At 66.1% G+C, this 20,621-nt stretch carries 21 protein-coding genes and 2 pseudogenes; 15 read left to right on the top strand and 8 right to left on the bottom strand.

What is annotated here, in order from left to right:
• Window positions 1–143: 143 nt before the first annotated feature.
• Window positions 144–758 (bottom strand): G1 family glutamic endopeptidase, encoded by a 615-nt coding sequence (locus tag ACFYXB_RS43240; protein ID WP_389590786.1) that lies wholly within the window; start codon window positions 756–758, stop codon window positions 144–146.
• 756 nt (window positions 759–1,514) lie between these two features.
• On the opposite strand from ACFYXB_RS43240, the gene ACFYXB_RS43235 reads away from it, so the two are divergent.
• Together ACFYXB_RS43235 and ACFYXB_RS43230 are read left to right on the top strand one after the other, a co-directional pair.
• Window positions 1,515–1,943: a DUF6193 family natural product biosynthesis protein gene (locus tag ACFYXB_RS43235; protein WP_389590784.1), complete on the top strand. Its 429-nt coding sequence runs from the start codon at window positions 1,515–1,517 to the stop codon at window positions 1,941–1,943.
• 318 nt (window positions 1,944–2,261) lie between these two features.
• A complete protein-coding gene (locus tag ACFYXB_RS43230; protein WP_389590782.1) occupies window positions 2,262–3,524 on the top strand; it encodes an IS110 family transposase in 1,263 nt (420 codons plus the stop codon).
• 48 nt (window positions 3,525–3,572) lie between these two features.
• Here the strand turns inward: ACFYXB_RS43230 and ACFYXB_RS43225 are convergent.
• Window positions 3,573–4,295: pseudogene (locus tag ACFYXB_RS43225) on the bottom strand (regulator); the annotation flags it as partial.
• Window positions 4,296–4,458: 163 nt separating this feature from the next.
• Between ACFYXB_RS43225 and ACFYXB_RS43220 the strand changes: the two are divergent.
• A complete protein-coding gene (locus ACFYXB_RS43220; protein WP_389590780.1) occupies window positions 4,459–4,788 on the top strand; it encodes a hypothetical protein in 330 nt (109 codons plus the stop codon).
• Between the two features lie 585 nt (window positions 4,789–5,373).
• Here the strand turns inward: ACFYXB_RS43220 and ACFYXB_RS43215 are convergent.
• Window positions 5,374–5,811: a winged helix-turn-helix transcriptional regulator gene (locus ACFYXB_RS43215; RefSeq protein ID WP_389590779.1), complete on the bottom strand. Its 438-nt coding sequence runs from the start codon at window positions 5,809–5,811 to the stop codon at window positions 5,374–5,376.
• Window positions 5,812–6,048: 237 nt separating this feature from the next.
• Between ACFYXB_RS43215 and ACFYXB_RS43210 the strand changes: the two genes are divergently transcribed.
• The 4 genes from ACFYXB_RS43210 (at window position 6,049) to ACFYXB_RS43195 (ending at window position 9,798) form a co-directional block, all read left to right on the top strand.
• Window positions 6,049–6,819, top strand: coding sequence for an SDR family NAD(P)-dependent oxidoreductase (locus ACFYXB_RS43210; RefSeq protein WP_389590777.1), 771 nt, complete (start codon window positions 6,049–6,051; stop codon window positions 6,817–6,819).
• A gap of 82 nt (window positions 6,820–6,901) precedes the next feature.
• Window positions 6,902–7,462, top strand: a complete 561-nt coding sequence (locus ACFYXB_RS43205; RefSeq protein WP_389590776.1) for an NADPH-dependent FMN reductase — start codon at window positions 6,902–6,904, stop codon at window positions 7,460–7,462.
• A 600-nt stretch (window positions 7,463–8,062) separates the two neighbouring features.
• Window positions 8,063–9,055 (top strand): aldo/keto reductase, encoded by a 993-nt coding sequence (locus ACFYXB_RS43200; RefSeq protein WP_389590775.1) that lies wholly within the window; start codon window positions 8,063–8,065, stop codon window positions 9,053–9,055.
• A gap of 380 nt (window positions 9,056–9,435) precedes the next feature.
• Window positions 9,436–9,798: a hypothetical protein gene (locus ACFYXB_RS43195; RefSeq protein WP_389590774.1), complete on the top strand. Its 363-nt coding sequence runs from the start codon at window positions 9,436–9,438 to the stop codon at window positions 9,796–9,798.
• On the opposite strand, the gene ACFYXB_RS43190 is transcribed toward ACFYXB_RS43195, so the two are convergent.
• Both ACFYXB_RS43190 and ACFYXB_RS43185 read right to left on the bottom strand, forming a co-directional pair.
• Window positions 9,758–10,225: a hypothetical protein gene (locus tag ACFYXB_RS43190; RefSeq protein ID WP_389590773.1), complete on the bottom strand. Its 468-nt coding sequence runs from the start codon at window positions 10,223–10,225 to the stop codon at window positions 9,758–9,760. The genes ACFYXB_RS43195 and ACFYXB_RS43190 overlap by 41 nt on opposite strands.
• A 285-nt stretch (window positions 10,226–10,510) precedes the next feature.
• Window positions 10,511–10,999: a DUF4265 domain-containing protein gene (locus ACFYXB_RS43185; RefSeq protein ID WP_389590771.1), complete on the bottom strand. Its 489-nt coding sequence runs from the start codon at window positions 10,997–10,999 to the stop codon at window positions 10,511–10,513.
• Window positions 11,000–11,493: 494 nt separating this feature from the next.
• Between ACFYXB_RS43185 and ACFYXB_RS43180 the strand changes: the two genes are divergently transcribed.
• The 4 genes from ACFYXB_RS43180 (at window position 11,494) to ACFYXB_RS43165 (ending at window position 14,894) form a co-directional block, all read left to right on the top strand.
• Window positions 11,494–11,985 (top strand): SRPBCC family protein, encoded by a 492-nt coding sequence (locus ACFYXB_RS43180; protein ID WP_389590770.1) that lies wholly within the window; start codon window positions 11,494–11,496, stop codon window positions 11,983–11,985.
• Between the two features lie 872 nt (window positions 11,986–12,857).
• Window positions 12,858–13,340 carry a cupin domain-containing protein gene (locus tag ACFYXB_RS43175; RefSeq protein ID WP_351365947.1) on the top strand — a complete coding sequence of 161 codons (483 nt, stop codon included), beginning with the start codon at window positions 12,858–12,860 and terminating at the stop codon, window positions 13,338–13,340.
• Window positions 13,341–13,621: 281 nt separating this feature from the next.
• Entirely contained in the window at window positions 13,622–14,059 is a 438-nt protein-coding gene (locus tag ACFYXB_RS43170; RefSeq protein WP_389590768.1) for a VOC family protein, read from the top strand.
• A 58-nt stretch (window positions 14,060–14,117) separates the two neighbouring features.
• Window positions 14,118–14,894, top strand: coding sequence for a DUF427 domain-containing protein (locus ACFYXB_RS43165; RefSeq protein ID WP_389590767.1), 777 nt, complete (start codon window positions 14,118–14,120; stop codon window positions 14,892–14,894).
• A 333-nt stretch (window positions 14,895–15,227) separates the two neighbouring features.
• Here ACFYXB_RS43165 and ACFYXB_RS43160 read toward each other — a convergent pair whose 3' ends face one another.
• Window positions 15,228–15,380 (bottom strand): hypothetical protein, encoded by a 153-nt coding sequence (locus ACFYXB_RS43160; RefSeq protein WP_389590788.1) that lies wholly within the window; start codon window positions 15,378–15,380, stop codon window positions 15,228–15,230.
• Here ACFYXB_RS43160 and ACFYXB_RS43155 point away from each other — a divergent pair.
• The gene (locus ACFYXB_RS43155) at window positions 15,355–15,471 is read left to right on the top strand and encodes a DUF6188 family protein (protein ID WP_389590765.1); all 117 of its coding nucleotides are present in this window, start codon (window positions 15,355–15,357) and stop codon (window positions 15,469–15,471) included. The genes ACFYXB_RS43160 and ACFYXB_RS43155 overlap by 26 nt on opposite strands.
• A gap of 338 nt (window positions 15,472–15,809) precedes the next feature.
• Window positions 15,810–16,877, top strand: coding sequence for a ferritin-like protein (locus ACFYXB_RS43150; protein ID WP_389590764.1), 1,068 nt, complete (start codon window positions 15,810–15,812; stop codon window positions 16,875–16,877).
• A gap of 763 nt (window positions 16,878–17,640) precedes the next feature.
• On the opposite strand, the gene ACFYXB_RS43145 is transcribed toward ACFYXB_RS43150, so the two are convergent.
• Complete coding sequence (locus ACFYXB_RS43145; protein ID WP_389590762.1) at window positions 17,641–18,354, bottom strand: DUF6193 family natural product biosynthesis protein; 714 nt, start codon at window positions 18,352–18,354, stop codon at window positions 17,641–17,643.
• 239 nt (window positions 18,355–18,593) lie between these two features.
• On the opposite strand from ACFYXB_RS43145, the gene ACFYXB_RS43140 reads away from it, so the two are divergent.
• Entirely contained in the window at window positions 18,594–18,809 is a 216-nt protein-coding gene (locus ACFYXB_RS43140; protein WP_389590760.1) for a hypothetical protein, read from the top strand.
• A 37-nt stretch (window positions 18,810–18,846) separates the two neighbouring features.
• Here the strand turns inward: ACFYXB_RS43140 and ACFYXB_RS43135 are convergent, their stop codons facing one another.
• A complete protein-coding gene (locus ACFYXB_RS43135; RefSeq protein WP_389590758.1) occupies window positions 18,847–19,437 on the bottom strand; it encodes a GNAT family N-acetyltransferase in 591 nt (196 codons plus the stop codon).
• Window positions 19,438–19,797: 360 nt separating this feature from the next.
• Here ACFYXB_RS43135 and ACFYXB_RS43130 point away from each other — a divergent pair.
• Window positions 19,798–20,621: pseudogene (locus ACFYXB_RS43130) on the top strand (site-specific integrase); the annotation flags it as partial.

Below are 20,621 nucleotides of genomic sequence, written 5' to 3'. Positions count from 1 at the left end.
CAACCTCGCCAAGCGCATAACGGACGAGACCACACCCACCTGGCGAGGCACCTACTAGGGCATACAGGGCAATCTACCTAAATCAAATGCCCTCTGAGAGGGTGTTATGTGAACATCCTCAGGTGAGAGCAAGCTGGGCAAGGTCAGTACGGAGGTGCGTACGGGTTGCCCGGCTGCGGGTACGGGTTGCCCGGCTGTATGGTGAACGAGCCGTTGTGCAGCGGCCCCGGCGTATAGCCGCCACTGGTCAGCGCCTGCGGCGCCATGGCATCCATTGACCCTCCGTCCACGGCGACTTGGGTGAAACGCACGCTATCGAGTTCCGGATAGGCCTGGTTGGGCGACTCGATGACCGCCTCCGCGCTGACATTTTTTGCTTGAAGCGTCTTTTTGACGTGCTCGGTCCAGCCCTTGGTGTTGTCGGTCAGGGCCAGCGAGTAGCCACCCGCGCCATCGGAGGTGACCGACGCGGTCATGCTGTCCCCCTCGGAGACCGGATCCTGCCAGTACACCGGTGAGGCCGGATACATCTCGTACCAAGCGGTGCTCACCGGGGAACCGCTGGAGCAGTCGGTCTGCACCCCAGCCTGCTCCACCGTGCGTGAGCCCCAGCCGTCCAGCCCGACCCAGGGGGCGAACATGTCGTTGTTGGAACGGCAGACGACATGCGGCTCGGTCCACGAGCCGGTGATTCTGGTGAAGCTGCCCTGGGTCACGTAGCCGCCCCAGTTCGAAGTGCCTGACTGGGGCTGGGGCATGGGGTCGAACCGCACAGTCGGCATCGCGGTGGCTGCGGAGGCCACCGGGGAAAGAGCTGTCGCGGCGAGAACCAGCCCTGCTGCCGCGAATGCGGCCGGGGTGCGCCGTGTAGTGCCTGCGCTGCCTATTCGCATAACGATGACCGGTCTCCTTGCGAGATGTGGAACTGAAGTCGAGTGAGAGGGGACCGTCCGTGCGGACGGTCTACGGGGACTGGTGGTGGCAGTGCCGTCCGGAAGACGTCGTGCCGCCGACCTACGTGACACGAACACGCCGCAGGGGCGGCGAGTTGCCGACGAGCCACTTGGCTCGTCGCGCGGCCGTAGCCGTTCGTCCACAGGACCGGTGACGCTGCCGGCATTCGACGGGCGGTGTCGCGCGGCGTCGTGGGCTCCGGCCCGGCGACGACTTGCTCGGATGTTTCATCCCACTGGTAGCGATGGCAAGTGTTTTGTGATGGTCGTCACCACGTCGCTTCGTCAACCCGTCGCCGGAGAGTCAGAGGGCGTTTTAAGAGAGTTAGCACCGTTTCAATACGTTGTGACCGCCTGCAAGAACCGTCATTTCGGACACCAAGGGGCTGACGAGTCCGGACTCTTGATGCCCAGGGCGCCGCTTGCGGTCGCGCCGGGCGATACCTGCAGGTCGACCGCACCTCCATGTGCACCAATTGCAGTAAATGCAGATGAAAGCTCTTAAAATGCCCTCTCACTGAACTCGCGGCAGCGGCGGCGGCCTGGCACGAGGGCGTCACCTTGGCCGAGCTGCACGCGGCGGCCCCCTTCCTGGATTTCAGCGCCCTCGCCCTGGCCCACGAACGCGGCCCTGAGTATGCCGTGGCGGAGAAGTGGCGCCGTTACCTGGAACCGGACCCGTACACGGACGTGGACATGATCCGCGCGACCCATGCCGAGCCCAGGCTGCGTGTGCTGTTTCCCTTCACCAGCCACGGCACCCTGATGTTCAGCAGGTGCACCGGGTTTCCGTTCTCGCGGGACCTCTCCGCAATCCATCCGCTCGGTGGCGGTCGGTATGCGGTGCATCACCGCGGGGAGGAGTTCTCCATGGAGCCGTCGTACACGGCTCAGGAAGCCGCCGCGGTTGTGGTCGCCCGCGTGCCGGACACCTGGGGTCGGGCAGTCGCGGGGACCGAGCACGACCTGCACGACCGCGAGATCCAGTGACCACAGGGCGTCCTCCCTGCAACCCGGACGCAGATCATGATGCCGCAAGCCGGGGATCTAGGTGAGCTGGCCTGTGCATCCCTGAGTAGTCATCCCGGGCTCTTTCAGGCCCGCCCCGCGGCCGGGAAAATCGGGGGAGGTGTCCGTCCGGATGACGTCGATGGTCCTTGGTGCCGAAGGTGGAGCCCGATGAGTAGTCGGACGCGGGGGCCGAGCGCAGGAGTCCAGTGGTGTCGCCATGAGCACGCAAGAGAGAGTCTTCGAATCCTGTGGCCCCGGATGGGCGGGCACCGTCCGTGACGAAGGGCGGGGCGGGATATGGATGTGGTCGAGGAACGCTGCGGGGGCGCTGACCTGAGCAAGGCGGATGTGAAGGTGTGTATCCGCGTCCCGGGCACCGGCAAGCGGGCCCGTTATGAGGTCCGTACGTTCTCCACGATGAACGACGGCCTGCTGGAGCTGCGGGACTGGCTCGTGGAGAACAGCATCACGCGGATTGGCATGGAGGCGACGGCGTCGTACTGGAAACCGTTGTTCTACCTGCTGGAGGCCACCGAGGGGGTCGAGCCTTGGCTGCTCAACGCCCAGCACATCAAGACCGTGCCTGGCCGCAAGACCGATGTGAAGGACTGCCAGTGGATCTGCCGGCTGGTTGAGCACGGCCTGGTGCGGCCCAGCTTCGTGCCTCCACGTGACATTCGCCAGTTGCGGGACCTGACCCGCTACCGCACCGAGACCGTCCGCGACCGGGCCCGCGACGTGAATCGGCTGGCGATGTTCCTCGAGGACAGCGGGATCAAACTGTCCTCCGTGGTCAGCGACATCACCGGCCGCTCGGCGCGGGCCATGCTGGACGCCCTGGTGGCAGGCGAACGCGACCCGCAGGTGCTGGCCGGCCTTGCCCTGGGCAAGCTGCAGGGCAAGGCCCCGCTGCTGGCCCGGGCCCTGACCGGCAACTTCGGCGAGCACCACGCGTTCATGGTGTCCTCGATGCTGCGGGCGATCGACGAGGCTGACGACCGCATCGCCCGCCTGAGTCGGGAGATCGACCGGCAGCTTGAGCCGCTGCGCCGGCAGCTTGACCTGCTGATCACCATTCCCGGGGTCAGCCTGCTGCTGGCCCAGGTCCTGATCGCTGAGATCGGCGTCGACATGGGCCGTTTCGCCACCGCCGGACACCTGGCTTCCTGGGCCGGGATGTGCCCTGGCAACAAGGAGTCGGCCGGTAAACGCCTCAGCGGCCGCACCCGCCACGGCGACACCTGGCTCAAGACGGCCCTGTTCATGGCCGGCACCAGCGCGGCCCGCAGCAAGCACACCTATCTGGGCGCCCAGTTCCGCAGACTGGTCCCGCATCGCGGCCCGAAACGCGCGACCCTCGCGGTCGGCCACTCCATCCTGATCGCCGCCTGGCACATCCTGCACGACCTTGTCCCCTACCGCGACCTCGGCCCCGACCACTTCACGAATCGGCTTGGCAAGGAACGCCAAGCCCGCCGCCTGGTCGCCCAACTCGCCGCCCTCGGCATGAAAGTCACCGTCTCTCCGCAGGAGGAAGTCGCCCGAGCCACAGAGACATGAACCAACGCACGTCATTTTCAAGAGAGGCAGGGGGGAATTGAACGAGCGTCATTGTCCGACGCCGACGTGGTGGCCGGAGGCAACCCACAACCTGTGCTCTCCGACCTGCTCGGTGAACGTCTGCACGTCCGCGCTGTCGCTGGCCCCTCCGAGGTTTTGCCGAAACTCGGCGAGATAACTGACGCATCGTGCCGATTTGAGCTGCTCGCCCAGGTCAAGCGCATCGAGTGCCACGGGACAAGCCTCCTCGACGTCTCCGGCGCGTAGGCGGGCGTCCGCGAGAACCATGGTTGCGAAGAAGTCGCTCCGCACATGACTGCCGCTCATGGCGTTTTCGGCGTGGGAGACGGCCTGGCGGGCGCTGTTGACGTCACGGAAGCAGTGGGCGGCCTCTGCGGCAAGCTCGGCTTCGTCGAAGTAGCTGATCCACTCGGGCTCGTCGTCGTTGTTGCGGCTCTCCAACGCTTTCGTGGCGGCACCCAAGGCGGATTCGCAAGCTCGTACGTCTCCGGTCCGAGCAAGAGCGCGAGCCTCCATGGCGTGGAACTGGGCGCGCAGCGTGGGCGTGGCCACGGGAGAGATTCCCATGAGAGCGGCACGGGCGAGCGTTGCGGCCTGTGTGTAGCGACCCAGGAACGTTGCCTGATGGCTCATTGCCGACAGAATGCTTCCGGCAAGCCGGCGGTCGTTGGCGTCCTGCGCCAATCGGAGGGCCTAGAGAAAGTACCGCTGCGCCAAGCCGTGACGGCAGGCGTCGTACGACATCCAACCGGGAACGCGTTCGGGCATGGCCTGGTCGAACTGGGCCGCGTCTCGCCGGCCACCGCGGAACGACTGGCGGAACTGCTGCGGCTGGCGCTCGCTGCGGGCTTGCAGCGTCTTGAAGTAGGCGGCGGCGAAACCGCCGAACACCGCACCGAAAGGGACTGACGTCATGACCGACCGACGGGGAGTGGTCGCCAAGCGCGCCGAGAACTTGATGCCCGGCGTCCCCTACGTCCGATGCTGGGCACAGGCGCGGCGCAGTGCTGGCATCTTGGCCACGCAATTGACCGCCCTGGGACTGGAGTTGGACTTCCCCGGCCTCGCGGCTGACCTGAACGTCTCGGGTGATGGCCTGGTAGGTCTCGGCTCCGTAAGTCCTGAAACGGCCCTGGTACTGGCGGAACTGATCGTGTCGGGCCTTGCGGCGGAGATGCCCATGCATGCCGAGACGTTGACGCGAGAGACACGGAACGTCTCCCAGAGTTCATCGGCTGCCTGACCGCTCCGACCCGAGGAATTCCGGCCGGTTTGTGGTACGAGCGTGCTCCCGCGACCGGTCAAGCTGGCCCCGTATGTCGCCGTTCCGCTGGCGGACGATGTGCGGGGTCTTGTGCTGTCCGGTATCCCCTCGGCAGTGGGTCTGCCGCTCGGCCGGGACCGGCGCCCCAGCGCCGCAGCCCGGACGAACGGCAGACCAACACACTGGGAGGATGACGCTGGGCTCGTGTCAGACTTCGCACGGCAGGACATCAGCTTGGGAAGCTTGGTTGATCTAGGGAGAGTTGGGCGGTTGACCTGCGAAGTCAATCTATGATGGCCCTGGATGCCGACGCCTATTCGTCCGCCATTCCCCGTAGTTCCCTGCACAACCTGACACGGGAGTGCCACGGCTGAGAGCGGGGCCGCGTCGCTCGGTGAGCTAACCGGTTGATCTCGCCTCTAGCCTCGGGCTTTCGTGAGTGCGGTGTCCGAGCTTTGATCAAATAAGCGAGGAGTGCATCTGACCTGGCGCGATGGGTCTTGTCTAGGGTCCGGATCGTCGTCAGGAAAGCTGTATTCCTCAGGTGAAGAAGAGTTTCGGGTTCTACCCGTGTGTGGCGTTCCTGTCGTACGCGTCCTGGTGGCGTCGGATCTCGGTGTGGTGCTCGGAGCTCCAGGCGGCCAGGTGCTGGATGGCGGAGAGCAGGGAGGCGCCGAGGCCGGTGAGGGAGTACTCGACGCGGGGCGGTACCTCCGCGTAGGCCGTGCGGTCGACAAGGCCATCGCGCTGAAGGCGCTTGAGAGTGAGGGTGAGCATGCGCCGGGAGATGGCGGGAATCATGGTGTCGAGGTCCGAGTAGCGGGCATCGCCGGCGGCCAGGGCGCCGATGACCAGCATGCTCCACTTGTCGCCCACCAGGTCGAGGATCTCGCGAATGAAGTCCGCGTCCCGCTCGTCCCAGCGCTGACACGGGCCCGAGAGGCGCAGTACGTTCGCCCGCGTCCCGCCGGTGGAGGCCGCCCGGCCCTCGTCGTTGCTCACTGAAGATGCCCTTTCGATGTTCCTCAGGAACATGAACATACCTTTTGTAACGTTCATTCCGTTCCTGCACAGTGGCCTACGCACCAGGCGTCAACGCACTGGTCGAAGCGGTCGTTCTGCGCACAGGGCGGCAACCGCCGGGCACTTCCAGCGTATTCCCGCCTCGTCGCCTCCGGCACTGTTCCCGCCTGCCGCACCGGCGCCGCACCCTCACAAGCCGAAGGGATGTGTCCAGCCATGGAAGGGCTCAAGGACAAGGTCTTCATCGTCACCGGTGGCGGATCGGGCATCGGCGCGGTCACCGTACAGCGACTGCTGGCCGAAGGAGCCCGAGTGACCGCGGCCGGCACCAACGCCGAGAAACTCGCCCGGACCCGCGAGCAGGCCGGAGAAGCGGCCGACCGGCTGCTGACGGTCCAGTTCGACCTTCGGGACGAGGACTCCATCGCATCCCTGGTCGCCCAGACCACTGACCACTTCGGCCGACTCGACGGCGTCGCCAACGTCGCCGCCGCCGTCAGCGCGGACCTCATGGCCCGCGACCAGGGCGTCGACACCATGGACCCCGACGTGTGGGCCGAGATGATGCGGATCAACGTCACCGGCACCGGGCTCGTGATCCGCGAAAGCCTGCCCGCGATGGTCGCCTCGGGCGGCGGCTCGATCGTCAACGTCTCCTCCCTGGCGGCATGGCAGCGGGAATCGTGGCTCGCCGCGTACGCCTCATCCAAGATCGCCCTGCATGCGCTGACCCGTCACACCGCCCATGCGTGGGGCCGAAAGAACATCCGGGCCAACGCCGTCGCCCCCGGGGTCGTCCTCACGCAGAACGTCCGTGCCGGCACGCCCCCCGAGGTCCGCGAGGCCCTGCTGACGAAGACCGCGCTCCCGCGGCTCGGCGAGCCCGAGGACCTCGCCTCCATGATCGTCTTCCTCCTGTCTGCGGAGTCCGGCTGGATCACCGGCCAGATCCTGTCGGTGGACGGCGGCCTGACCATGCGCGAGTAGCGCCGCCCGCTACCGCAGACCAAGATCCACACCTCTCTCAGCACGTATTTGTTCCGTCGGCACGTCAATATCTGGAGAACCCATGTCCGTCCACATCCTCGCCCTCGTCGGCAGCCTGCGCTCCGGCTCACACAACCGTCAGCTGGCCGAGGCCGCCGTCAAACACGCCCCCGAGGGCGTCGAGGTCACCCTCTACGAGGGCCTGGCCGAGGTGCCCTTCTACAACGAGGACATCGACACCGACGAACAGCGTCCCGCCGCCGCCACCCGCCTGCGCGAGACCGCCGGGCGCGCCGACGCGTTCCTGCTCGTCACCCCCGAGTACAACGGCACCATGCCCGCCGTGCTGAAGAACGCCATCGACTGGCTGTCCCGCCCGTTCGGCTCCAGCGCCCTGGCGGGTTCGCCGACTGCCGTCGTCGGCACCGCCTTCGGTCAGTACGGCGGCGTGTGGGCCCAGGACGACGCCCGCAAGTCCGCCGGTATCGCCGGCGCCACGATCCTGGAGGACGCCAAACTCGCGATACCCGGCTCAGTGACCCGCTTCGCCGAGACCCACCCGGCCGATGACACCGAAGCCGTCGCACAGCTCAGGCAGGTACTCAGCGCCCTCGCCACCACCATCGAGGTCCCCGCATCCTGAGCCCCGTATCCCGGCACGCTCCGAGCGGAGGCGTTCCGGTGCCGGGTGGCGGGCAGGGGACGGCCTGCCACCCGGCGTGATCCGTACACAAGGCGCACCGACGGCGTGGGAACGTGGGCGACGTTCTGTTCCCCGCATGGGTGTGGCAGATCACGAAGGTGGTGGATTGCCTTGTGGATGCCGCCGCGTTACGGAGCGATTCGGTAGGGGGCAGTCTTCGCCATCCACGAAGGGGCTTAATTCCGGCGTTCCTCAGGAACATAAAAGTACCTTTTGTAACCCTCGTCGCGCTCCTGCACAGTGGACTTACGCACCGGGCGTCAACGCACCGGTCGAAGCGGTCGTTCTGCGCACAGGGCGGAAACTACCGGGCACTACAGGCGGCGCATTCCCGCCTCATCGCCTCCGGCGCTGTTCCCACCTGCCGCGCCAGTGCCGCACCCTCACTTGCCGAAGGGATATGCCCAGCAATGGAGGGGCTCAAGGACAAGGTCTTCATCGCCACCGGCGGATGAACGTCGAGCGCCAGCTCGAGGAGGTGGCGGCGAGCCTCGCCGCCATCGACTACAAGATCGGTCTTTATCAGGAAAGGGTATCCGCATGAGGAAGATCGCACTGGGAGGCGAGGGGCTCGAGGTCTCGCGTCTGGGCCTCGGCTGCATGGGCATGTCCGGGGGCTACACCGGCGCCGGCACCGACGACCCCGGGTCGATCGTCACGATCCACCGGGCCATGGAGCTGGGCGTCACCTATTTCGACACCGCCGAGATCTACGGTCCGTACACGAACGAGGAACTGCTCGCCAAGGCGTTCGCCGGCCACCGCGACGAGGTGGTCATCGCCACCAAGTTCGGTCAGATCAACCACCTCGTGCCCGAGGAGAACGGGCTGCCGGTCCTCGGGCTGAATGGCACCCCCGAGAATGTGCGGCGGTCGGTCGAGGGCTCGCTGCGACGCCTGAACACCGACTACATCGACCTCTACTACCAGCACCGGATAGACCCTGGGACGCCGATCGAGGACACGGTCGGGACGCTTTCCGAGCTGATCGAGGAAGGCAAGATCCGCCACTACGGGCTGTCGGAGGCGGCGCCCGCCACCATCCGGCGTGCGCACGCCGTGCACCCGGTGACCGCCATCCAGACCGAGTACTCGCTGTGGACGCGCGACCCCGAGGCCGAAGTGCTCCCCACCCTGCGCGAGCTCGGCATCGGCTTCGTGCCCTACTCGCCGCTCGGCCGCGGCTTCCTCACCGGCACGATCCGCTCGCTCGACCAGCTCGACGCCGACGACTGGCGCCGGTCCAACCCGCGCTTCGAGGGGGACAACCTGGAGGCGAACATCCGGATCGTGGAGCAGGTGGACGACGTCGCCAAGCAGCTCGGCGCGACGCCCGCTCAGGTTGCGCTCGCGTGGCTGCTCGCGCAAGGCGACGACATCGCGCCCATTCCCGGGACGCGCCGGGTCGCCAACCTGGAGCAGAATGTGGTGGCGGACGAGCTGGTGCTCTCGGCCAAGCAGCTGGAGCAGCTGTCCGAGGTGGCGGCACCGGTCGGCGACCGGTACGCCGACATGAGCCGCATCAACCGGTAGTCCACGCCCGTTCGGAGGGGTCCCGGCTCGCGTGAGCCGAGGCCCTCACAGGGCTGGTCTGGAACGCAGGCGTCCTCCTCGTTGACCAAAGCTGATGGATGAGCGCATGGGTCACATGGGCGGATCGGTCCAGGCCCGCTACACGCATATCATTCGGCAGGTGCGCGATGGCCTGATGGCGGGGCTCACCGCGGAGTGGGAGGGAGCGCTCGATGCTCGGCCCGCGATGTGCCCCACGTCCCCGGTGAGTGTGCTCAACGATCTCCTGCAGGAGCGTCTGACAGCGCGGCGGTAGGCGCCGCCTGGGAGAGAAATTCCAAGATCTTCTCCCGGATTTCTCCTATAGTTCGGCTTACTTCGACAGGGTCGGCCGGGGGCACGTGCTGCCGGGTGCGGGGCGTGCGTCATTCGGCGTCGCTGCGTTCCAGAACCAAGCCGACGGACCCGTCCTCCAGACCGTTGCTGTCCTCAAGGTGCAGGTGGCTTCCGTTGGGAAAGCCATTCTTGGCGAGCACGAGCAGATGGCCGGCAAGCGTCCTGAGACCTGCGGCATTCGCCTCGATGACGACCTCACCACCGAGGTTTCGTACCTCGATCCGTGCGTCCTCCTCCTACGTGTAGACCTGCGCGACACCATCGGTGGCGTCGTAGCCCTTGTGAGTCGTCTGCTCAGCCAGACCGAAGTGCTTGACCGCCTTCCATTTACGTCAAGCGTTTCAGTGTCGCCCGCATCGTCTCCATGAGGGAGTTACGTGCCGCCCGCAGTGCGCGCCGTGCCTCCACGCAGGCCGTGTCGTCACGCGTCGCCCCCTGCGCCACAACGTCCCTGTAGAGGGCGAGTTTCCAGGCGGCGTCCTTCGCCTTCGTCACTGCGGGAGGGGGTGCTATGAGTTCCAGCTCGTACTGCCTGGTGTACACCCGGTAATCCTTGATCACAGTCCGCACCAGCTGGGCCCGTTCGGCATCGGGGAGGTCCACCTCTTGGCTTGCGTGAGAGACCACGTCACGCGCCTGTGCAAGAGCCTCCAGGAACAGCACGTACACCGATCGCAACGCCTCTCGGTCGCGCTCTGCGGAATCTCTGCGCCACCGCACTCGATCGGTGACGAGCGTGCTCCCCACTCCGATCACTGTGCCCATCACTGTCCCAGTAACGGCTATCCAGTCCACCACCGCATGCTAGAGCGCCTGTGAGCGAAGTCCACCAGCGATATGCCTGGCACCCACCATTGGGCGGGAGACGGATCAAGCCCTAGTTGCGCCGAACACAGAGCTTGATCGGTCGGGGTTACTTCTTCTTGCCCTGGGTCTTGCCGGGGATCTTGGTGATCAGCGTTTTCGCAGTTCAGGGCGGGTCTCGTGTGCGGCTGAGTGGTTGTCATTGGTCGTCGTTGGTCCCTGTTGAGCAATCTCGGACGGCCCAGGGACGGCCCAGCTTGGAGTCGGCGGGTGGCGTCAGTCGGCGGGAGCGGCCCGCCACTCTGCGGTGATGCACCCTTCTTCCATGTGCCACCACTCCTTGGCAACGCCGTGGTTCAGCAGCCGTTGCACCTTGGCGAGATCGGCGGTGGGCGGAATGTCCAGGGCGACCATGCGGAACTGCTCAATCCCTTCGCCGTCGACGCCGAGTTCCCGAAACGCATTGATCACGCTCTGCCGTGCGGCTCCGCTGCCGCCCCCACGCAGCACGATGAGGCGAATGGTGCAGTTCTCGGAACGACGAACGACCTCGCCGGCCCATGGCACGTCCTCCTCGTCGGGCTCGACAGCCACGACGTCTCCGCAGGCGATGCCTCGAACGAACCAGGGGATGTTGTCGAGCCTTACAGTGCCATCGCCCTGATCGACGGCCCACAGGCTTTCCACCGATGCCGGGGGCCAGTTGTCTTTGACCTCAAGCCGGAAGTGCACCTTCACGTACGGGCCGCCGTCGGAATTCGTCATGCCGCCAAGGATGCCCAGCCCTGCAACGCCGGCCGCAGGCGGGCGACCGGGCACACCAGCGCAGAGTGGAAGACGGGTTCGCTTGTGCCTCAGCCGACGACAGCCAGCCACGACGGCGGGTGCGCCGACCGACCAGGCGCGCGTGTGCCTCGCTGCACCCCCACCGACCTCAGCCACGCTGTCGGCGCGTGCCGTCGACCAGAGCAAGCCATGTAGAGGCCTTCGGAGCCATCAGCTTGGGAAGCTCGTGTGCTTCGGTCTTCGCTGCCTTGCTGACCTGGGGCGGAGCGGTGTCCCCGGCTGGTCGGCCGCTGGCTTATTGCCCGCTGTTCCCCGTGGTTCCCCGCACGATCCGGCACGCGTCTGGCACGCCTCTCGTCGGCTCCGCGGCTGGGCTCCAAGTAGCTGCATTGACCCGCAGGCCGCCCTACCGCCGGGGTACGGGAACTTCCCCCCGGCGCCGCCGCGCCCGCCCCGGCGATGGGAAGATCACCGTGCCACCGCGCCGTATCGAGGAGGGGCCCGAGGTGCCGTCCGCCGAGCTGAAGCACACGTTCCAGATCGCTGCGCCGCCAGAGGAGGTCTTCGCGCACCTGGCCGAACCGTCGCACTACGTCGGCCTGTCGCCGCTCCTCGTCGCCGTCCGTGACGTGCGCCGCAGCGGCGGGACCGTGCACTACACGGCCGTGGAGCGCTTCCGGTTCCTGGGCGTCCTGCGGCACGACAACATCATCGACGTCACGCTCGTCGCCGTCCCGGACGGCCTCCCGCACTCCGCCGAGATCTCTGGCGAGGTCCGCAGCCCCGGCCGGGTCCGCATGAGCTATCGCTTCGCCATCGACCGCCACGAGGTCGGCAGCGTCGTCACGGACACCCTGCACCTGCGGACGCCCCCGGGCCTGCTGCGCTTCGCTGCCTTACAGGCAGGAGCGGTCCAGCAGGCCCGGGCCCGTGTTCTGACGGCCCGCCTGGCCCGGCCCGTCTGACGGCCTCCCGGCGGGCCGCCCAGTGGTGAAGGCGGTACAGGGGGCGATCCTGCGGCCGATCCCGAAGGCCTACCCTTGGCAGGATTCGAACCTGCGACACCCGCTTTAGGAGTTCGATCAAGAGCTGCCCTTGGCAGCGTGGCTTGGCACCGCAGTGGCCGGGCACGAGCGCACGTGTATGCCTCTGTCCGACGTCGTTGATGTCAGCCGTGGATGTCATCGACCTTCGGATCCGTAGGTCTTTCTGGAGCGGTCAGGGACGGTCATGGCGGTCGCTTCGACGTCTCTGGAGGGCGTTATTGGGCGGGGCGCTCTCTGTGGTCGCTGTACTTCTCTGCCGTACGGCCGGGGTCCGGTGGGGACTGCTCAGGACGCCGATCGCACGCCACGCTCGTACGACCACCCCGCGAGCCGCCTCTTACTCCCACCGGTTCGGCATGCACCTCGGGCGCCCCCGGGCACCTATTGTCGGGACTGCCCGACCCTAGAGCCTTCACGACTCACACTCCAAGGCATTTCTGCGTTGACCGCTTCGTCCCGAACGAACTTGCCTGGGCGCCCGACCAGGGGCTGGTCTGCATGTCACCTGCTGCGATGGTCCGTAGACGTCCGCGCTTGTCCGCCGCTGTACGCGGGCGTTGTCACGCAGTTGGACACTCATCGCCTCCCCGCACGATGTGCACCGTGGCACTGCGTGGTGGGGCGATCTGGAAGGTGTCACATATGCCGGGGGTGATCGGTCTCTTCTGTTACGGCATGTCCAAAGGGGGACCGAGGGTAGCCGTCGGTTTGCAGCCACGGCAGCGGTCCGCGCATGCCCCCAGCAACACGTCGTCGCGCGTCTAACTTAGGGAAGGGAAGGGATGGTCTGCATGTCGTACCCGAAGCAGGTGTACACGGGAGATGACGGCGAGATCAACGCGAATTTCCGGCCGTCGAACACCCCACCGAATGTCGGAACAGCCGGCAGGGACGCCATTCACTACTTGGCGACCACAACCACCACGCGAGGCGAATTCGGACTCTACCGAGTGGAGATGAGCGCAAGGGCGGGTGGCCCCAAAACTCATTTCCATAAGACGATCTCGGAGTCTTTCTTCATCCTCAACGGCACCGTTCGAATTTTTGACGGCGCACAGTGGATCGACGCACAGCAGGGCGACTTCCTGCATGTACCGCAGGGCGGACTGCACGCCTTCCGCAACGACTCCGATGCGCCGGCCGAAATGCTTCTGCTCTTTACACCCGGGGCGCCGCGTGAAGAGTATTTTGAGAGGGTTTCGCAGATGGCACATGCCACGGATGAGGAACGCGCCAGGTTCTTCGATGAGCAAGACTCGTACTTTGTGGAATAACGGGCAGATTCCCTTCGCGTATCGTAGCCGACGACGGTACGGTTCGTCTTTCCGGCCCTTTTCACCGGCAAGGTCGGGGCATCGGTGCTCAAGGCACGGCCGAGGATGTCGGCGCGGCCACGGGGTACGGGCTGGTGACCCCGGCGGGTATCGCGACGGGCACCGCCCAGGGATCCGCGCCTGCGATCAGGCGTTCAACGACGGCACGAATCAGACGGAAGGGTCGGTTCTGCTCGCGACCGGCGGCACCTTCCCACCCTGCACAGTGAGGATGACGGACCATGACGGCTCACGGTGATCTACCCGCCCCGCAACAAGGGCTCCTTGTCACGCACTTCCTGACCGTGCGCGACGTGGAGAGATCACGGCGTTTCTACGCCGACGTGTTCGGCGGCGAGGTCGTGATGGAGGAGAACCCGGCGATCGTGAAGGTGGCCAACAGCTGGATCATCATGAATCCCGGAGGTGGCCCCACCCCCGACAAACCCGGCGTCACCCTCGAGGCGCCCAAGAGCACCGAACGGGTGTCGAGCTTTCTCAATGTCCGCGTCGCGGACATGGCCGCCTTCCACGCTCACGCGGTCGCCAAGGGCGCTCACTTCCTCACCGAACCCCTCGACCGCGGTTCGGAACTGCGCTGCTACCTGCGCGATCCCGACGGCTACCTCATCGAGGTGGGCCAGTCCACCGGCCTGCTTCGCGGTCTCCATGCCGATTGACCCACCGGCCCGCGCCCCTTCCCCTGCCGAGCCCCCACCACTGATCGAGGTACTCACGATGACCACGGAGAATGTGCAGCACCCAAGCCTGATCGCGCCGGTCGGGCATCTCGAGCCCGTCCCCCGCCGCATCCGCGGGACGCTGGGCGGCCGCGTCGCCTTCGACACACGGCGCGCACTGTATGTGTGGGAGCGGCCCGCCTACCCCCAGTTCAGCATCCCCGTCCGCGACATGGTCGACGCCGCGCTCATCGACGAAGGACATAGCGAGCTACATGGGGCTGGGCCCGCACGGCGGCACACCCTGCAGGTTGGACAAGAGGTCCGAGAGGGTGCGGCGTGGGTGTGGGAGGACGGTGCTCCCGAGGCCTTGCACGGAACTGTCCGCTTCGAGTGGGAGGCGCTGGACTCCTGGTTCGAAGAGGACGAGCCGGTCTTCGTCCACCCCAGGAGCCCCTATTCCCGCGTGGACGCGCTGAGCTCCTCCAGCAACGTCCGCGTGGAACTGGAGGGGGTCGTGCTGGCGGAAGCGCCGCGCTGCGTCAAACTGTTCGAGACCGGGCTGCCGACGCGTTACTACCTCGACCGCCTCTACGTCGACTTCACCCGGCTGCGCCACTCCGACACCATGACCCGCTGCCCGTACAAGGGGACGACGAGCAGCTACTGGTCGTTCGACGGCGAAGTCGCCACGCATGACGACATCGCATGGGCCTACGACCTACCGACGTTCCAGGCCAACCGCATCGCCGGCATGGTCGCATTCCTCAACGAGCGCGTTGACCTGTACGTCGACGGAGAACTTCTGCCGAGGCCCTCCAGGCAGTCCAAGTGAAGGCACGCACTCCCCGCTTGCACATGTCGCACATGACGGCCGGTTGGCACCGCTGTCTGTAATCGTTGATGTCGACGTTGGATGTCAGCGGAACAGATTTAGCAGGGGTGGCGTGCCTGCTGTGGCTCGCACGACCGTCGGTCCACCCCCAGCGGACGTGCCTCCGGCGTTCCGCCGGCCCGGCAGATCCGTCGGCCATCGTCCGGGACGAATTCGCCCGCAAGGCCGCCGAGGCGGCGGTCCTGAGGACGCCACAGCATGATGCATGCGGCGTACTCCGAGGCCGGCTTGAGGCAGCTCTCGGAGCAGGTTGGTGACCAGGGTGGCGAGTGCCTAGAAGCCTGGGGCAATGGCGCTGTTGTTCTGCTGGTTCTGGGTGACCGTGTCGTTGTTCCAGGCGAACTGAGCGCCTGGAACCTCGGCGTTGAACAGGCCCGGATAGTCGGTCGCTGCGGTCGACGTGCGTGACCGGGGTGTGTTGGTCATCGACTTTCAAGATGGCGCAGGACTCTGTATCGGTCCGGACCCTCAGTTCGAGTCCTGGCATCTGACCGGACACGGCGTCGCTTCCTCATAGTTGGTCCAGGCGGAGAGGACGGCTGGGAGCGCTGCTCTACGGCACGTGCCCTTCGTCGGTGCGCCAAGCTGGCGTCTTCCTCGGCTTGGCCAGCCATAGACGTGAGAGTGCGGTACGTGAGGTAATGCCCGTTTCAGGCTTGGAGTCGCTTACCGCACTCTCAATGTCAGGCTGTCACAATCTTGTCGACTGCACTGTCAGTGGGGTGACCAGAAAGGCGACGCCTGCTCTCGGCGGACAAACAGCTGCGTCATCCGCGAAGTGACTGTCAGCGTTGCTCGTCGGCCGCTGCAGGTGTGGCCCGCGCGCCTACGACACCGAAGTGAGCACACCCATCCATGATTCAGGACCAGTCTGACAACTCCGGGGCCGCCTCGACGGCAGGGATCACGACGTTGGAGGGGCTGCGCGAGCACCTCCAGTGGGCTATCGAACTGGAACATGCCACGCTGCCGCCGTACCTCACGGCCCTGTACTCGCTCGACCCCGAGCGGAACGCGGAGGTCGCGCAGCTGATCAGCAGTGTCTTCGTTGAGGAGATGATCCACCTCGCTCTGGCGGCGAACGTCCTCAACGCGGTCGGCGGGCAGCCTCGCCTGGACGCGCCGCACCTGCTGCCGCGGCACCCGCGGACCCTGCCCCACGCCGACCCGTCCATGGAGTTGTCGCTCCTTCCGTTCGGGGAGGATGCGCTCAAGATGTTCCTCCGCCTCGAACAGCCGGCACACCTGGGTGATCCGGCCGAGGGTGACGGCTACGAGACGATCGGCCAGTTCTACGACGCGATCGAGAAGGGCCTGCGCCACCTGTGCGCCGAGCTGGGTGAAGAACAGGTCTTCACCGGGGATCCTGCCCGTCAGGTCGCCGGGGGACCCTTTGCCCACACCGGAGGGCACCTGAATCCGGTCACCGATCTCGGGTCGGCGATCGCGGCGCTGGAGGAGATCGTCGAGCAGGGCGAAGGCGCGGCACGTGTCGACGTCTGGGACGGGGATATGGAGCTGTTCCATCCCAAGACCAAGGCGGTCTCCCACTACTACCGGTTCCAGGAGCTTGCCCAGGGCCGGCGGTACCAGTCCGGTGACACGCCGGAATCCGGTCCGACGGGGGATGCGGTCACCGTGGACCCTGCCGGTATCCGTCCCGTGCGCCCCAACCCGCGCCTGGACGACCACCCCGAGGGCAGCGCGATCCGCAACGCGCAGGAGGCGTTCAACCGGACGTACTGCAAGATGCTCCAGTTGCTGGAGCAGGCCTTCAACGGCAACCCGGCGATGCTGGGGATGTCGGTGGGCACGATGTACGCAGCCAAGGGACAGGCACAAAGCCTGATGGCGATGGAGGACGGCGACGGCATGACAGCCGGGCCGACCTTCGACTACGTCGTATCGGAAGACCGCGCCTGAGCCGTTCCCATGTCCCCGGCCCCGGCCAACGCCGGGGACAGGGACACCTGGTCATGCACCGGACTCCCGTCGGGCGCTTCACCGTTGTGCCGCAGGCGCCGTCACAACCGACACCGGCCGGATGTCGGCGTAACGCGAGGGCCGGCCCCGACAGGAGTTGGGTGGCTGGAAGGCCGCGCACGAACTCACCGTACTTCGCCGCCAGTACACCCCCGAAGCATGGACCGACCTGCTCAAGCGTCACGGCTTCACCGGCATCTAGCCTCAATACCGGTAACTTAGTGGCAATCCGGTCGTTGTTGTTGATGTGCCGAGAGCGGGTCAACTGAGAGTGCGGTAAGCGACCCCAAGCCCGAAACGGGCATTACCTCACGTACGGCACTTTGAAAGTGTGGCCTCATCCTTATCAGGTCGATCACGGACCGCCGACGTCGGTCAACCGGTCCTGCGCCTCGGTCGATCGTCCACTGAGGTCCGGCGCCGATCGCTGCCGTTCGCGCTTGTTGGTGTCAGCCGCTGGTGTCAGCCGCGGCACGCAGCCTTGACAAGCGCGGCTTTTCCCTCCGGCCTGGAGCACTAGTTTGGAAGACGCCGTATGCGGATGGCCGCTGACCTGGCGACTCCCTGACCTGGTCCGGAGCGAGGTTGGCGCCGCTGTTCCCCGTGAGTCCCCGCTGCATCCCCTCCGAACGGGCACGCAGCGGCACGATGAACTCTCGATGCGAACTATGGGCGCGACGGTCACCGAGGTCTGCCGGGCACGTCAGTCGGCCGCCTGGGGCATATGGCGGACAGCCGCCGCCACCGCCTCCTCCGCAGTCGTCGTCTCGGCGAGGAGCTCACCCATGTAGCTGGCGCTAACGGTGTAGGGCTTCTCCCGATGAGCGTCCAGGCACATCGGAAGGACGGTGAGATCAGGGCAGGTACTGGTCGAAAATCGCAGCGTCCAGTGGCTGGTGAACGGGTAGAGCCCCCGCAGCGCTGGCTCGGCATACGCCGCCTCTATGAGCGCGTGGTACTCGGGCCAGTCCAGCTCGCCCGCTTCTGTGCGCAGATGCTGCCACTCGGACTCGGTCAGTTGCGCCGAATCGTGTTCTGCCACTTCGTAGCGCCCGGTGAGATGCACGAACGGCGCGGCTCGCTGGATGTCGGCCAGCTCCGCCCCTTCGTGCCAGGCTTGCGCAGCACGGACGACCTGGGTCAGGTCCTCCGTCCGTCCATCGACGAGTGCCAAACCTTGGAACGTCTCGCAGCCGCGGATCGACCACCGCCGTCCGGCCACCCACCCCGAGATGCCCAAGACCGTCCGGTGTGGAACCGTGCTCGCTACGAAGGCATAGAGCAGGGGGTCAGACTCCGAGACCTGGAACGGGACGGAGATGCCGTCCCTGGCCGCAACGGTCTGGAGCGCTGCGGCGAGGCTACCTTCGGCCGCAATGTCGGGATAGAGAGCTGCTAGATCAGGGGACTTGGCCATGGACCAAGATTGTGCCGCAGCTACTCGAATCAGAAGCCGAAGAAGTGAAGGGCCGGGTCTGTGACCTGAGGCCGTGTTATCGATCAACGCTGTGACCTGCGACTTAGCTGTCGATGGTTGTCAGCGTTGGTCGTCGTTGAGCACCCTCGCACGGCCCAGGGACGGCCCGAGACGTATTGAAGACCCGACTGACGCGCGAAAGAACCCTGTGCATAACATCGGCCGATGTGACGTGCACGGTGGCTGCCAGCTCGGCCGATGATCCGGTGCGTACCGGGCTCTTCTTCCTGGTCGTGGGGTTGATCGTGATCGGATGGGTGACGCTCGGCCGTCGGCGTGGGTGGAAGTGGGCTCTGCAAGAGGGACCGTACTCGTACAAGTCCGGGATGGTGCAGGGCAGTTTGGCTGTCCTCGGCGGACTGATTGCAGTAGTCGTCGGCCTCATCACCCGATAGCTTCGCCGGCGCCGTTGCCGACGGCCGAATCAAGCCATCACTCGACGTGTGCGCCCCTTGGATTCATCCACGAAAACGGGGCACGAACTCGATCGGACGGCGTGACCGGGGACCACATGCCGAGCCACTGCTCGGCGCCCCAAGCCTCGAACCGCTCTACCTCAGTGAACCCAAGCTTCGCCGCGAGACGCATCGAGCCGACGTTGGCGGTCTGGGTGGTGAGCACCACCGGCTCGCCGGGAAGCGCGCCGGCGAGCCAGCCGAGTGCCGCCGCGCACGCCTCGGCGGCGTACCCGAATCCCCACGCCCGCGGCAGGAACAGGTAGCCGAGATCGGCCTTCCCCGCGGCAGCCGGGCGACGGTGCCCCGTTGCTCTCCTGAGCAGGATCTGGCCGATCATCGACCCGTCGAGATCAACGACGAAGCTCCCGGGCCATCGCTCGGGCGCCCCGGACATCTCGCGCTCAAGCTCGTCACGCGGCCGGGGGCCGCCGAGGTAGGTGTGCACCTCTGGCGACGCGAGCAGCTCGATGAACGCCGCACGGTCCCGGGCCTCGGGCTCGCGGAGCACGAGCCGCTCGGTCTTGATCGGGGCAGGTGGCCAGGCGACGGGTCCGAGTTCAGTCATGCCGACCAACTAATCAGCAGGCTCGGCAGCGATCAAGACTCGCGGACCGATCAACCCACCGGCCCGGGCCCCACCCTCACCAACGGGGCCGGGCCCTACAAGCCACGCCTGCCAGGGACGGGATGCCTCCCGTTCTCGTGAACATCGACTTCGGCAGCGGCGAGCCGCCTCCCGAAGTGCCGTGCATCTGTTGTCGGGATTCGTGAATGGAACCAGCCCCTCGATGCGAACTACCGGCGGGACAGTTGTTGAGGTCTGCTCGGCTGGTCAGTCGGTTGTCCGAGGCTGATGATGGTCTCCTGCGGTCAGCGTGGTTGCTGTACTTCGCTGCTGTACAAGCCGGCGCCAACTCAGCTGCGGATGAACATCTTCCACTACCGCTCCAAGCTCCTACGCGCCACCCGTGACGGTGAAGAGTTCGACGCAGCGACCGGGCTGCCTGACTCGATGATCGAAAAGGCGCCTTCGATGACCTGGTACGCCTTCGCGTTGAAGTACCTCGCCATGAAGTGGCCGCACGCCGCGCCGAACACGCGCGACGGGATCAACGAGGCGTTGACGGCGGTGACGTTCGCTCTTCTCGACGATCGTCCGGGACGGCCAACTGATGAGCTGCTCCGGAAGGCGCTCCGCAACTGGGCCTTCGTCCTGCCCGGCCCTGACGATCGCGACTTGCCGACCGAGATCGCAAATGCCCTGCACTGGGTGGCGAAGGCCTCTCGCCCTCTCTCGGACCTCGGTAACGCGGCGATCGGCAGGGCCGTGCTGGACTCACTCAAACTGAAACTCGACGGAACGGCAGCTGCCGCGGAAACCGTACGGCGCAAGCGGCGCACGCTCGTCAACGCGATGCACTACGCGGTGGACCTCGGAGACTTCAAAGAGAACCCGATCACTGGGATTCGCTGGAAGAAACCGAAGGTGGTCGGAGAGGTTGATCCCCGAGTCGTGGCCAACCCCGAACAGGCTCGGTCTCTGCTGACTGCACTGCCATACGTCGGTGGGTATGGCCGGGCGCGTGGCCGTCGACTTGTCGGCTTGTTCGCCTGTATGTACTACGGAGCCTTCCGCCCCGCTGAGACTGTTGGCCTTAGTAGCTGTTGTCGTACCGATCTTGGGGTTTGTCGATCGAACCGGAGTCCCGATCGGGTGGTCGCGAGGTGCTCGGCGCATACGAGCAGGGC

The organism is Streptomyces sp. NPDC002619, from assembly GCF_042889305.1.
GTDB lineage: Bacteria > Actinomycetota > Actinomycetes > Streptomycetales > Streptomycetaceae > Streptomyces.
Note: the sequence above shows the minus strand (reverse complement) of the source record. Positions and strands in the feature narration are given on the sequence as shown.

Excerpts from the sequence above, each read along its gene's own strand:
- ACFYXB_RS43170 (WP_389590768.1), top strand. The coding sequence starts at position 13,622 with ATGACGGCTCACGGTGATCTACCCGCCCCGCAACAAGGGCTCCTTGTC.
- ACFYXB_RS43145 (WP_389590762.1), bottom strand. The coding sequence starts at position 18,354 with ATGGCCAAGTCCCCTGATCTAGCAGCTCTCTATCCCGACATTGCGGCC.
- ACFYXB_RS43210 (WP_389590777.1), top strand. The coding sequence starts at position 6,049 with ATGGAAGGGCTCAAGGACAAGGTCTTCATCGTCACCGGTGGCGGATCG.
- ACFYXB_RS43240 (WP_389590786.1), bottom strand. The coding sequence starts at position 758 with ATGCCCCAGCCCCAGTCAGGCACTTCGAACTGGGGCGGCTACGTGACC.
- ACFYXB_RS43185 (WP_389590771.1), bottom strand. The coding sequence starts at position 10,999 with ATGACGAATTCCGACGGCGGCCCGTACGTGAAGGTGCACTTCCGGCTT.
- ACFYXB_RS43205 (WP_389590776.1), top strand. The coding sequence starts at position 6,902 with ATGTCCGTCCACATCCTCGCCCTCGTCGGCAGCCTGCGCTCCGGCTCA.
- ACFYXB_RS43165 (WP_389590767.1), top strand. The coding sequence starts at position 14,118 with ATGACCACGGAGAATGTGCAGCACCCAAGCCTGATCGCGCCGGTCGGG.
- ACFYXB_RS43160 (WP_389590788.1), bottom strand. The coding sequence starts at position 15,380 with ATGACCAACACACCCCGGTCACGCACGTCGACCGCAGCGACCGACTAT.
- ACFYXB_RS43220 (WP_389590780.1), top strand. The coding sequence starts at position 4,459 with ATGACCGACCGACGGGGAGTGGTCGCCAAGCGCGCCGAGAACTTGATG.
- ACFYXB_RS43150 (WP_389590764.1), top strand. The coding sequence starts at position 15,810 with ATGATTCAGGACCAGTCTGACAACTCCGGGGCCGCCTCGACGGCAGGG.
- ACFYXB_RS43230 (WP_389590782.1), top strand. The coding sequence starts at position 2,262 with ATGGATGTGGTCGAGGAACGCTGCGGGGGCGCTGACCTGAGCAAGGCG.
- ACFYXB_RS43175 (WP_351365947.1), top strand. The coding sequence starts at position 12,858 with ATGTCGTACCCGAAGCAGGTGTACACGGGAGATGACGGCGAGATCAAC.
- ACFYXB_RS43200 (WP_389590775.1), top strand. The coding sequence starts at position 8,063 with ATGAGGAAGATCGCACTGGGAGGCGAGGGGCTCGAGGTCTCGCGTCTG.
- ACFYXB_RS43135 (WP_389590758.1), bottom strand. The coding sequence starts at position 19,437 with ATGACTGAACTCGGACCCGTCGCCTGGCCACCTGCCCCGATCAAGACC.